This window comes from Rahnella bruchi (assembly GCF_003614975.1).
Taxonomy (GTDB): Bacteria; Pseudomonadota; Gammaproteobacteria; order Enterobacterales; family Enterobacteriaceae; genus Rahnella; species Rahnella bruchi.
In genome coordinates this window covers 366169-378573 of the sequence record NZ_QZWI01000003.1, presented here as the reverse complement: position 1 = coordinate 378573, position 12405 = coordinate 366169, and the positions used below count along the sequence as shown (strand labels likewise).

The following is a 12405-nucleotide window of genomic DNA, read 5'->3' as shown; positions in this document are numbered from 1 at the left end:
TTTTGTTCCCTCACCAGTTCCACAAAGTACCGTCTTCCAGACGGGCTACCGGCAGATAGGCCGGTTCATACGGATATTTCGCAGCCAGCTTTTCGTCGAACTCAATACCCAGCCCCGGCTTCTCGCCCGGATGCATATAGCCGTTGTCGAACGTCCAGTTATGCGAGAAGACTTCCAGCATCTGCTCTGAATATCCCATGTATTCCTGCACGCCAAAGTTTGGTACCCACAGGTCGAAGTGCAGGGCGGCTGCCATGCAGACAGGAGAAAGATCCGAAGGCCCGTGTGAGCCGGTACGCACCTGATAGAGCGAGGCAAAATCGGCAATACGACGCATGCCGGTAATGCCCCCCGCGTGAGTGATCGTGGTGCGGATATAGTCGATCAGCTGTTCTTCGATCAGCTGTTTGCAATCCCAGATGCTGTTGAACACTTCACCGACGGCAATTGGCGTCACGGTGTGCTGGCGGATCAAACGGAAGCTTTCCTGATTCTCAGCCGGTGTCGGATCTTCCATCCAGAACAGACGATATTCTTCGATGCTTTTGCCAAAACGCGCCGCTTCAATTGGCGTCAGGCGGTGGTGCATGTCATGCAGCAGATGTTCGTCAAAACCGAATTTATTACGGACGGCTTCGAAGAGTTTTGGCGTGAAGTCGAGATATTTTTCTGTCGACCACAATTGTTCTTCCGGCCAGTTACCTTTCGTTGCCGGTTCGTAGGCCTGGCCTTTTCCTTTTGCCATACCATAGGTCGTTTTCATGCCCGGCACGCCGCATTGCGCGCGGATAGCCTTGAACCCGAGCTCTTTGTGTTTGGCATAATCGTCGAGCACTTCGTCAATGGAATGGCCGGTGGTGTGGCAGTAAACCATCACGCCGGTGCGGGATGCGCCGCCAAGTAGCTGGTAAAGTGGCATATTGGCGGCTTTAGCTTTGATGTCCCACAGCGCCATATCCACAGCAGAAATGGCCGACATAGTTACCGGTCCACGACGCCAGTAAGCGCCTTTGTAGAAGAACTGCCAGATGTCTTCGATCTGATGCGCGTCGCGGCCAATCAGCTGCGGGCAAACATGATCTTTCAGATAGGAGGCGACGGGTAATTCCCTGCCATTCAGCGTGGCATCCCCGATACCGGTCAGCCCGCTGTCAGTGGTGATTTTCAACGTAACAAAGTTGCGTCCCGGGCAAGTGACAAAGACTTCAGCATTCACGATTTTCATCGGTTACGACCTTCTGCAGTAAAAGTAGGATGCATTTTCTTTGGTTATAAATACGCCATACGCTAACTACCATACAAGTATGTAAATCGTTTTTTGCCGGAGAGGATCACACTTTATGAGGAGGTTGTTGCCGAGATTAAATCGAAAACGCCTGTACGTGACAGGCGTGGTTTAGGCGGGAGAAATATTTATTCCGCCAGCCGCATCACTTCGTCCCATACCGTTTCATCTGCCGGGATCCCAAGTTGCCGGTTCTCCTCGCGGTTGGAAGCAGCGGTTTGCCCGGGATATCGGACGTCGCGGCTATTTTCGGCAGGTTCGGACTGATTCACATGGTCCGCGACGCTGTCCGCCATGCGTTCGGTGAATTCAGCGCCGCCCAGCTGCGTCGGATCAAATACCATAAAAATCTGGCTGGCCCCGGTGCAGCTGCCTTCGCCAATTTTGTCAATCTCATTGGTCGGTGAACCGGCGGATAACAACGCAGCCATGGCGTCGAGCACAATCGCCAGTCCGGAACCTTTCCAGTAGCCGGTGGGTAAAATGCGCATGGAGGCTTCGATCGGGCCCGGTTCGTCCGTGAGATTTCCGTCTTTATCGTAGCCGCCGGGGAAGGGCAGTTTTTCGTTTTTCAGCCGCGTCACCTGTAATTTGCCGTAGGAATACTGCGACATCGCCATGTCCAGCACGATCGGACCTTTGAGCCTTGGCACCGCCATCACAAACGGATTATTGCCGACACGGGTGTTTTTTCCGCCCCAGGCGGGCATGCAGGATTCCGTATTAGTCCAGCAAATCGCCGCCATGCCTTGTTGTGCCGCGTGCCAGCCATAACTGCCGCCGCGCATCCAGTGACTGCTGTTTTTCAGCGCCACAATCCCCACACCGTATTCCTTCGCCATCTCTGTCGCTTTTTCGACGGCAAACAGAGCGTTGGTGATGCCAATTCCACGATTGCCGTTGTAGATGGCGATAGCGCCGAGAGATTTTTCCAGCTCCGGTTTAGCGTGAATATCAATCCAGCCCTTGTGAACATAATCAACAAATCGCGCCACCCGGTTCAGGCCATGTGATGCAATACCGTCACAGCTCGATTCGGTGTGGATCCGCGCACAAGTTCGCGCGTCCTCTTCATCAAGTCCCGCTTTTTGCAGGGCTCGCTGGATGGTCTGTTGCATCAGGCTGAATTCAATTCTTTGCATGGTCGGCTCCGGTTGAAAGTTCTGTGGAATTCAGAGGAAGATTATCTTCGGTCTGACTAAGAATATTGTTATCGCCCCATAATTTTTCATAAGGCCAGCCGGTAAGTTGCTCAGCGATCAAGCGCGTTTCCGGCGTGACGTCATATTTACTGCCACCGGCTTTCAGGCGTTCAATTTCATTCACCAGCAGCGCATGATTATGACGTGTGAGGCGAAATTTCATTGAGCTGTATAAGCCCACCAGCAGGAAAATAACCGAACCCGCGCCAAAGACCAGCGTGATCCCGTAAACGGCTTCGGCGGGTTGCGAACTGCTTTTTGGGGTGAATCCGTAGTGTTGCAATAATAATCCCACACCGAATAATGCAACTGCCTGAACGGCTTTGCGCACGAAAGTCATTACGCCTGCAAAAATACCCTCACGCCGTTTTCCGGTGAGCATTTCATCCACATCAGGAATAAAACTATAAATATTCCAGCAAACGTAACTGGTACCGGAACGCCCCACGCCCATTAAAACAACCGACAGATAAATAAGCGACATATTAAAAGGCAATTGCAGAAGGTGAATGGATAAAAATAACCCGACGCTGGCCAGCATAAATAATTGTGCAATACGATATGACGCGCCATTGCCTAATTTCATGCACAGGAAAATAAACAGCGCAACGCAGACGAACTGTACCAGCGTCATTAATGTCATGGCATTAGAAGCCGTCACAGCATTCTGACCGAGAACAAAAATAATATAATAAGCAAGTACAGCGCCAAGAACGTCGAGCGCGACATAGCCGCCCAGATACATCCCGACATGCTGGCGGAAAGTGCGCACTTTCATGGTTGAAACCAGCGATTTGAACAGGTGCTTCATATCGCGGCGAAAAGATAACTTAGGCGCAGCCACATCCACGGGAATTGGCCGTTCCCAGGTGTAGAAATAAAGCATCAGGATCACTACGGCAAACAGAACACCGAAAATCACGCCCATAATCAGGAACGATGACGAGGAATCTTCACCGAGATAAGCAATTATCCGGCCCGGTAACCAGGCTGCTAATATGGCGGCCCCGGTTGAGAAAAACATTCTGACGCCGGTCAGCTTTGTACGCATTTTAAAGCTGGAGGTCATTTCCGCTGCGAGCGTTTCATACGGTACAATCGCCAGCGTATAGGCGGCATAGAATAAAATATACGTAAACAGGTAGTACCAGAATCCCATACCGCTGACCCACATAATAATGTAAGTCACCATAATTAGCGGAGCGCCAAATAAGAAGAAGAAACCGCGGCGGCCATATTTTTTACCAAGCGGATTGCGGTAAAAATTATCCGTGACATAACCCATCAGCGGATCAAAAAAAGCGTCCAGCAAACGCGCGGTGGCAATAACGGCACCGGCCTCAGCGGGACTTAATCCGGCATAGGTGGTATAGAAAAACATAATCCACAGACCTAATACCGCAAAACACCCTCCGCCGAAGAAATCTCCTCCGCCGTAGGCCAGCATATTTTTCACCGATATCGGTTTTTCTTTATGATGATTAATCATACTACCCCTGCATTCCGTCACGGATTAATAAGAGTCGCCAAAAGAAATGTGTCGTTTGTGCCCGCGGAAATTCATAAATGAATTATTCAGCGACATCGGCAAAGTAAAATTAGGTAATGCGCATCTACCATACAAGTATGTGAATCAGGTTTTAGCGGAGAAGATCACAAAAATAAGGGCGGATTTGCTCTGTACTGTAAGTCAGATCACAGTACAGAGAATGAACAGCAGGGGGAGGATTAGCCCAAAAGTTCGCAGTGAGGAGGCAAACGGCACTGAATGGCAGAAGAAAGAACATCAATTCTGAATTGTTTTCCGGTCAGCGGTTCTCCGTCGAGATTGAACGTCATATCATGCGGCGCGGTGATTTCCAGCCAGGGCAGGCTGGCGGAAACAATGTTTTTGTTCTCTTCATTATTGAGCAAACTGCGCAGGAAAGAGGGCAGCAGCTCCTCTGATGTCAGCAGTCGCAGTTGCAGCAACCCGTCGTTAATCAGTGCATCCGGACAAATTTGTTGCCCGCCACCGGCCTGACGACCATTACCAATTCCGATGACCAGCGCATCGCCCTCCCAGCGAAAATCCGGGCCGGTGATTTCACAGCGGTCAGCTTTCAGTGTATCCAGACGCAAAAGTCCGTGGATAAAATAGGACACACCACCGAGTGCGGCCTTGAGTTTTTCCGGCGTTTCGGTAGTGATACGGGTGCCGAAACCGCCGGTCGCCATGTTGATGAAGAAATGCTGGTTGTTCACATTGGCCAGATCGATATCCACCGCACGGCCTTTCACCGCCAGTTGTAACGCCTGTTCCGGTTGCAGGGGAATATTGCAGGCCGTGGCGAAATCATTCGCGGTGCCCAGCGGTACGATGCCGAGCACGGGCCGCTGCTGGCCCTGGTATTGTGCCAGCGCACCAGCGACTTCATTAATGGTGCCGTCTCCACCACCGGCAATGACGGTTTCACAGCCCAGCCCGATGGCTTCTTCCACATACCGTGCGGCGTCTCCATACTCCCAGGTGACGCGCACATAGAGATTTTCGCCCTCTTTACGTAGCGCGCCGATGGCTATCCGCAGCTCTTCGTTGCCTGCGCCTTTTCCATTTAAAATCAGCATTGCTGTGGTCATGTACGCTCCTTTCATCTATATACACCAACAATAGATGATAGGGGCGGTATTTGGCTATCGGATAATTCAGCTAAAAATTGACTTTGAAGATAAATAATTGCAGTGAGATTAATTAGAAACGATGTTTATTTTTCAGAAACGTATTTTATTAAAACGATAAGACGTCATGTTATTAATGAGAGTAATCGAAGATTTAAGTCGAATCATGCGGGTTTAGTTAAATAAGGGGTTAAAGGAATTGAAAAAGAAAAGCCAGCTCAAGGGAGATTGAGCTGGCCAAGGAGGTGGTTCCTGGTATAGTCCGGTGCATTATTTTGCATTCGAAGTAAATTGCGAATGCATATTAGCCAGCCCGGTCAGAAATAGATGTGATCGAATTCTTGTTTTCGACCAAAAGCTTATTTCGAATGCGGATTACGGGTATCCGTTTCTTCCAGATTACGCAATAAAATGGCGAATTGCAGATTGAGGTCTTCCGGCAGCGCGACATACACCATGTGGCCGTTGCCCGGTGCGACGTCAGTTGGCTGGCCTTTCTTATTGCGCAGCGCTTCCAGTTTGAACTGGACGTTACCTTGCGGCGTCATCATTTCCACACTGTCGCCGACGCTGAATTTGTTCTTCACATCGATTTCGGCCCAGCCATCCATCCGGTTTCCGGTGAATTCGCCGACAAATTGCTGACGGTCGCTGACGGAGAAACCATATTCGTAGTTCTGTTGTGCGTCATGAGTATGGCGACGCAGGAAACCTTCGGTATATCCGCGATGTGCCAGACCTTCAAGTGTGGAAAGCAGCGTCGGGTCGAAAGGCTTACCGGCGACGGCATCATCAATGGCCCGGCGGTACACCTGTGCGGTACGCGCGCAGTAATAGAATGATTTAGTACGGCCTTCGATTTTCAGCGAATGCACGCCCATTTTTGTCAGAGTTTCCACATGCTGAATGGCGCGCAGATCCTTGGAATTCATAATATAAGTGCCGTGTTCATCCTCAAAAGCACTCATGTATTCGCCGGGGCGCAGGGCTTCTTCGAGCATAAACACTTTATCTGTCGGCTGACCGATGCCTAATGTCGGTTCTGCGGCATCTACCTGCTGAACCGGGATCGGTTCGTACTGATGCACGATATTGCCGATGGCGTCTTCTTTGCCTTCCTGCACTTTATATTCCCAGCGACAGGCGTTGGTACAGGTCCCCTGATTCGGGTCACGTTTGTTGATGTAGCCGGAAAGCAGACAGCGGCCGGAATACGCCATGCACAGCGCGCCGTGAACGAAAATTTCAATTTCCATATCCGGCACCTGGGCGCGGATCTCTGCAATTTCTTCCAGTGACAACTCGCGCGATAAAATCACACGAGTCAGCCCCATTTGTTTCCAGAATTTCACCGTCGCCCAATTCACGGCATTAGCCTGCACCGAAAGATGAATATCCATCTGCGGGAACGCTTCTCGTACCATCATGATAAGGCCCGGATCGGACATGATCAGGGCATCTGGCCCCATGTCGATCACCGGCTGAAGATCACGGATGAACGTTTTCAGCTTGGCATTATGCGGCGCGATATTCACCACCACGTAGAATTTCTTACCCAGAACATGGGCTTCGTTGATGCCGATCTCCAGATTCTGGTGGTTAAATTCGTTATTACGTACACGCAGGCTGTAACGTGGCTGACCGGCATAAACGGCATCAGCACCATACGCGAAAGCGTAACGCATGTTTTTCAGGGAGCCGGCAGGGGAAAGCAGTTCCGGAACAAAAGAATCGGGGGTAAACATAGTCAATCTCAGTCTGATCACAAGTCAGGGCCGTCCCGGATGCGGGGCGACGAAAGGTCAGAATTGTAACGTCTGAGTTGATCAAAAGCAGCCATTTCGTGTGGGTATTACTGCGCTATTTAGACTATTCAGGAGCCAGATCAATTTCCTTCTCCGCTCCTGAATAGCTAAAACAGAAATCATTGAGAACTATTGCGTCAGATCGCGGATATCAGTACTTGCGCCGTTTTTCACCACAGACTGAACCCCTTTCTTCGATGCGCTTTCCGTGGTGTACATTTCGCTGACGCCAATCACCTGATGGTTTTTCGCTTTCAGCACAAAGTAAAACTGGCCGTCTTTCGAGGGTTTGATTTCGTATTGTGCTTCATCGGGAGAGTTGGTCTGAACCGATGAAATCCCGTTTTCTGCTGACGCTTTACTGGCATACATTTCACTGGTGAGAATAATCTCTCCGTTCCCGGCCTTCAGGTTAAAGTGAAACTGTCCATTCTTCGCTTTTTTCAGATCATAGTGACCATTAGCCATAAAGGTAATCTCCATCAGAGGGGTTATTTTCCAGAGATAAGTGTAGTTAATGGAAACTGTTTCGCGTGGACAGGGAAGATTTAAGACATGAAATGTGAACTGGCCGACAGACTTTCAGAAACTTTACAAAACTGAAATGCCGGCCAGTGATGCGCTAGGCCAAATGACAGGGTTCCGCTTCCCAGCGGTAGCCCACGCCATAGACGGCGCGGATAAAGGCTTTTTCGCCGTCCAGAGATTCGAGTTTGCGGCGCAGGTTTTTGATATGGCTGTCGATGGTGCGGTCGGTGACGACACGGTAGTCGTCATAGAGATTATTGAGCAGTACTTCGCGGGTAAACACATAGCCTGGTTTCACTGACAGAGTTTTCAGCAGGCGGAATTCTGCCGGTGTCAGCTCCAGTTCATGCCCCTGGAACGTGGCCTGAAAGCGGGCTTCATCAATATGCAGACCGTTATCTTTGGGCGCATTCTCATCCTGACGCACGCAGCGGCGCAAAATAACCTTCACACGGGCCACAACTTCACGCGGACTGTAAGGTTTGCAGATGTAATCATCGGCACCGATTTCCAGCCCGAGCAGGCGATCAATTTCTTCGGTTTTTGCCGTCACCATCATGATCGGCACATCGGAAAACTGGCGGATATCCCGGCAGATGGACAACCCGCTGCTGCCCGGTAGCATCAGATCTAACAAAATCAGCGCCGGTGGCTGGCTTTTAACCTGCGCAATAACGTCATGTCCGTCCGGCAGCCATTGCGTGGCATAGCCCGCCGCTTCGAGATAGTCGATCAACAGCTGAGCAAGTTTAGGCTCGTCTTCCACAATAAGAATTTTTAACGGCGCCGGGCCGGACAATACAGAGTCGTTCATTCAGTTTCTCGGGCCTAATGGAACAGAAAGCGGCAGGACGATCGTAATACGAACGCCACCCGCCGGAGAGTGGCTGGCACTGATCTGCCCGCCATGCGCTTCGACGATATTCTGGCAAATAGCCAGACCTAAACCCGAACCGCCGCTGGCGCGATTGCGCGAGCCTTCGGTACGGTAAAAACGTTCAAAAATACGGCCCAGCTGTTCGTCGCTGATACCCGGTGCGCTGTCCTGGAACATCAGATACAGCGATTTGTCCCGTATTTCGCCCAGAATCTCCAGACCGCCATTCGGGTCAGTATAGCGCAGACTGTTTTCCAGCAGATTGTTGAACAGCTGTGACAGACGCTGCGGATCACCAAACACGACCGCGCTTTCCGGCAGATTGCTGGTCAGGGTTAACTGCTTGGTATGAAAACGATCGCGTGAACCGGCTTCTGCCAGTTGCACCAGATGTACGACGTCGGTGTCCACTTTCCGGTATGCCAGCGCACCGGCATCGGAAAGCGAAAGCTGATGCAAATCGTCCACCAGCTTGGTCAGAATCGAGACTTCAGATTGCAGTGATTCCAGCGAACTGACGCTCATTTTACGCACGCCATCCTGCATGGCTTCCAGCTCGCCGCGCAGAACGGCCAGCGGAGTGCGCAACTCATGTGAAATATCCGCCATAAACGCCCGGCGCATCTGCTCATTTTTCTCCAGCGTCATCGCCAGCTGGTTAAAATCCTGCGCCAGTTTGCCCAGCTCATCTTCACTGTCGACCTTGACCCGGGTGCTGAAATCCCCTGAAGCCAGAAGATGCGTACCGTTCACCAGACGCTTCACCGGCGCGAGCATTTCCCGCGACAACACCCAGGTTACGGCGGCGGCCAGCAGGGCGGTGAAGGCGACAATCATCCAGCTGGTGCGGCTTTGCTGGCGCTCAAAATTGATGTCGGCATCGCGGGTGAGGCGTTCAGCTGGGGTAGAAATCACTGACCCAATCACCACGCCATCGACGGTCATTATGCGGCGCGGTCCTTGTAAATCGGGAGGGACCGGCTGATCGTAGCCTCCGATCCGGCGGTCGTGACTGTCGAGGATCCAGAACTTCGTACGCCAGCCCTGCGGCGGCATTCTCGGGCTGCTGTTTTGCTCAAACGAACGCATTATCTGATAAATCAGCCGGTCATTGGTTTCCAGAAACTCCCAGTTACCGTGTTGTTTGTATTGATCCTGCAACGTGTCAGCCAGTAACTGGACGCGCTGCTCGTTACTCTGGCGGATGTAATCGATAAAGCCCCGCTCGAAGCTCATCCGCACGCCCCAGTTCATGGTGATCAGCACCAGTGCGCAGGTACAAAAAATGGCCATAAACAACTTGGCGGTAATACCAGGTTTCATGATTTTCTCATCGGGTCAGGGGAGCCGGCCGCAGCGCGACGACGGTCGATAATGGCATTTTTCTGCGTATCAGGCGGCACTTTCGAGAATACCCAGGCTGGCAGGGCGATCACCAGGGCCATCGACATATAGCAATACAGGAATGCGGTGTGCATGGTGGCGCTGTCCGGTGTAATGGCCTGCTGATGGGCGAACAAACCAATCAGTAAACCTGCGACACTGACGCCCAGGCTCATCGATAACTGCATGATCATCGACAGTAAACTGTTGCCACTGCTGGCAAGGCGCGGAGGCAAATCTTTCAGCGTCAGCGTATTCATTGAAGAAAAACGCAGTGAGTTCACCATGCCCTGGAAGAACAGCACAATGGGGATCATCCACACGGCGCCATAAATCGCCACCACCGGGAAGATAAGGGTGATCAGTGCCAGCAGCAACGTGGCGCTGACCAGTGCCTTCCGGTAGCCGAGCTGATTAACCAGCCGGACGACCACGCGTTTCATCCCCATACTGCCGAGCACCATCGGGATCATCATCAGTCCGGCGTGGAAAGGCGTAAAGCCCATGCCTAGTTGCAAAAACACCGGTGTCATAAACGGCAACATGCCGCTGCCGATACGCCCTAACAGGCTGCCGATCAGGCCAATCTTAAAGGTCGGAGTATGGAACAGGCGCAGGGAAAACAGGGCTGAAAGATTGCCGCGCGCGTGCATCCAGTAAATTCCCAGTGCGCCGCCACCGACCACCACCAACAGGATAATTTCCAGTACGCTCAGCCTCATACTGCGGCTGCCTTCCAGCGCCAGAGTCAGCGTCGCCATACACACGGCCAGCATCACAAACCCGCTGATATCAAAGCGCCGCGTCTGCATTTTGTAATTGGGCATAATCATTAAGGTGGCGATACACCCGGCCAGACCGACCGGCAGATTAATCAGGAAGATCCAATGCCAGCTGGCGTATTGCACCAGGAAGCCACCCAGTGCGGGACCGAGTAACGGGCCGACCTGACCGGGCAGAGTCACCATCGTCATCGCCGCCATATACTCACTGCGCGGGACGATTTTCAGCACCGTCAGCCGCCCGACAGGCACCATCATCGCACCGCCGATCCCCTGAACTATGCGCGACATGACCAGTTCACGCAGGCTTTCTGATTGCGCGCATAACAAAGAGCCAAGCGTAAACAGCACAATGGCAGAAAAGAATACCCATTTGACGCCGACTTTATCCGCCAGCCAGCCACTGGCGGGCAGCATCACAGCGACTGTCAACACATAGGCGACGACGACAGAATGCATGTGCAGCGGATTTTCGCCAAGACTACGTGCCATCGAAGGCAGCGCGGTATTCACGATCGTGGTGTCGAGAGCCTGCATAAAAAAGCCAAAAGCGACAATCCACAGTTGCCAGCGCACCGAAGGTGGCAGGGGATCAGAGGGCGGTAAGGTATCAGTGTTTTCAGATTTCATGGTTTATCGCATCAGCACAATCATTGTCGCGGCATTTCAGGACGGAGATCGACCTTCAGACCAGGCTACAGTGTAGCCAGAATGTTTCAGCAGAAAATGGAGGAAATAAGGAGAGTCTTTCCCATTTTTTGACAATTCTTCTGACAATAAAGAATAGCTTTCAGCCTGACATTTTATATCAAAATGCTATCGTTGACCTTTGATCACGAATCGTTCGCATGCAAAGTCAGTTAAATCTGACCTTAAGAAAGGGAGAGAATAATGAGCAAAAGAGAACTGGGTCGTTCAGGTATTCAGGTACCGTTGCTGACCTTTGGCGGCAATGTGTTCGGGTGGACGGTCGATCAGGCGGCTTCCTTTAACCTGCTTGATGCCTTACTGGATCATAAGCTGAATTTTATCGACACCGCAGATGTATATTCGAGTTGGGTCGAGGGCAACCAAGGGGGCGAATCTGAAACCATTATCGGCAACTGGCTGAAGAAAACCGGTAAGCGTGACCAGATTATATTGGCGACCAAGGTTGGCAAACCGATGGGCGAAGGCAAATCGGGTTTATCACCACGCTATATTAAAGAAGCGGTAGAAGCCTCGCTGAAACGCCTGAAAACGGATTATATTGATTTATATCAGTCGCATGATGATGACGCCGATACGCCACTGGCCGAAACCATGGCAGCATTCGATGCGTTGATCAAAGAAGGGAAAGTGCGTGCCGTCGGGGCATCCAACTACAGTGCGCCGCGTTTGGCCGAAGCGCTGAAAGTCAGTCAGGAAAACGGGCTGGCGCGTTATGAAACCCTGCAACCGCAGTACAATTTGTACGACCGTAAAGTCTATGAAGAAGCGCTGGAAAAGGTCGTCATGGAAAACGGTTTGGGGGTCATTAACTTCTACGGGCTGGCGGCCGGATTCCTGACCGGGAAATACCGCACCAAAGCTGATGCCGGTAAAAGTAAACGTGGTGAAAGCGTGATTGCGCGTTGCCTGAATGAACGTGGTCTGAAGGTGCTGGCGGGGCTGGATCAGGTGGCTGAGAAGCACGGCGCACAACCGGGGCAAGTAGCACTTGCCTGGCAGATTGCCCGTCCGGGCATCACTTCACCGATTGTCAGCGCGACATCTCTGCAACAGCTGACTGAACTGGCGCAGGCCGCAACACTCAAACTGGATGAGGCGGATATCAGGACATTAAACGACGCCAGCGCCTGGTAAATAGCTAATCTGAACCATAAAAAAACCGCCTTCAATTTAA

Annotated in this window: 10 protein-coding genes; 1 reads left to right on the top strand and 9 read right to left on the bottom strand. The window is 51.7% G+C overall.

Translation table 11 applies throughout. From position 1 onward, the window contains the following. Positions 1-10: 10 nt before the first annotated feature. From manD to mdtD, 9 genes are all read right to left on the bottom strand, one after another. The gene (gene manD, locus D5398_RS08970) at positions 11-1225 is read right to left on the bottom strand and encodes a D-mannonate dehydratase ManD (RefSeq protein WP_120507285.1); all 1215 of its coding nucleotides are present in this window, start codon (positions 1223-1225) and stop codon (positions 11-13) included. 188 nt (positions 1226-1413) lie between these two features. Next, the gene (gene yiaK / locus D5398_RS08965; protein ID WP_120507284.1) at positions 1414-2427 is read right to left on the bottom strand and encodes a 3-dehydro-L-gulonate 2-dehydrogenase; all 1014 of its coding nucleotides are present in this window, start codon (positions 2425-2427) and stop codon (positions 1414-1416) included. Next, positions 2414-3976: an MFS transporter gene (locus tag D5398_RS08960; RefSeq protein WP_120507283.1), complete on the bottom strand. Its 1563-nt coding sequence runs from the start codon at positions 3974-3976 to the stop codon at positions 2414-2416. The genes yiaK and D5398_RS08960 overlap by 14 nt, the downstream gene beginning before the upstream one ends. Before the next feature lie 239 nt (positions 3977-4215). Next, positions 4216-5106 carry a lipid kinase YegS gene (gene yegS, locus D5398_RS08955; RefSeq protein WP_120507282.1) on the bottom strand — a complete coding sequence of 297 codons (891 nt, stop codon included), beginning with the start codon at positions 5104-5106 and terminating at the stop codon, positions 4216-4218. Between the two features lie 398 nt (positions 5107-5504). Further along, the gene (gene trhP, locus D5398_RS08950) at positions 5505-6890 is read right to left on the bottom strand and encodes a prephenate-dependent tRNA uridine(34) hydroxylase TrhP (protein ID WP_120507281.1); all 1386 of its coding nucleotides are present in this window, start codon (positions 6888-6890) and stop codon (positions 5505-5507) included. 189 nt (positions 6891-7079) lie between these two features. Beyond that, a complete protein-coding gene (locus tag D5398_RS08945) occupies positions 7080-7418 on the bottom strand; it encodes a YegP family protein (protein WP_120507450.1) in 339 nt (112 codons plus the stop codon). A 154-nt stretch (positions 7419-7572) separates the two neighbouring features. Then, positions 7573-8292, bottom strand: a complete 720-nt coding sequence (gene baeR, locus D5398_RS08940; RefSeq protein ID WP_120507280.1) for an envelope stress response regulator BaeR — start codon at positions 8290-8292, stop codon at positions 7573-7575. Next, positions 8293-9678, bottom strand: coding sequence for an envelope stress sensor histidine kinase BaeS (baeS, locus tag D5398_RS08935; protein WP_120507279.1), 1386 nt, complete (start codon positions 9676-9678; stop codon positions 8293-8295). It lies immediately after the preceding gene. After that, positions 9675-11150, bottom strand: coding sequence for a multidrug transporter subunit MdtD (mdtD, locus tag D5398_RS08930; protein ID WP_120507278.1), 1476 nt, complete (start codon positions 11148-11150; stop codon positions 9675-9677). Before mdtD ends, baeS begins: the two co-directional genes overlap by 4 nt. A gap of 261 nt (positions 11151-11411) precedes the next feature. Between mdtD and D5398_RS08925 the strand changes: the two genes are divergently transcribed. Further along, on the top strand, positions 11412-12365 hold the full coding sequence (locus D5398_RS08925; protein WP_120507277.1) for an aldo/keto reductase: 954 nt from the start codon (positions 11412-11414) through the stop codon (positions 12363-12365). The last annotated feature ends 40 nt before the right edge of the window (positions 12366-12405 follow it).

Coding starts and splice junctions, on each gene's coding strand:
- baeR (WP_120507280.1), bottom strand. CDS start 8,292: ATGAACGACTCTGTATTGTCCGGCCCGGCGCCGTTAAAAATTCTTATT.
- manD (WP_120507285.1), bottom strand. CDS start 1,225: ATGAAAATCGTGAATGCTGAAGTCTTTGTCACTTGCCCGGGACGCAAC.
- yiaK (WP_120507284.1), bottom strand. CDS start 2,427: ATGCAAAGAATTGAATTCAGCCTGATGCAACAGACCATCCAGCGAGCC.
- mdtD (WP_120507278.1), bottom strand. CDS start 11,150: ATGAAATCTGAAAACACTGATACCTTACCGCCCTCTGATCCCCTGCCA.
- D5398_RS08960 (WP_120507283.1), bottom strand. CDS start 3,976: ATGATTAATCATCATAAAGAAAAACCGATATCGGTGAAAAATATGCTG.
- D5398_RS08945 (WP_120507450.1), bottom strand. CDS start 7,418: ATGGCTAATGGTCACTATGATCTGAAAAAAGCGAAGAATGGACAGTTT.
- trhP (WP_120507281.1), bottom strand. CDS start 6,890: ATGTTTACCCCCGATTCTTTTGTTCCGGAACTGCTTTCCCCTGCCGGC.
- yegS (WP_120507282.1), bottom strand. CDS start 5,106: ATGACCACAGCAATGCTGATTTTAAATGGAAAAGGCGCAGGCAACGAA.
- D5398_RS08925 (WP_120507277.1), top strand. CDS start 11,412: ATGAGCAAAAGAGAACTGGGTCGTTCAGGTATTCAGGTACCGTTGCTG.
- baeS (WP_120507279.1), bottom strand. CDS start 9,678: ATGAAACCTGGTATTACCGCCAAGTTGTTTATGGCCATTTTTTGTACC.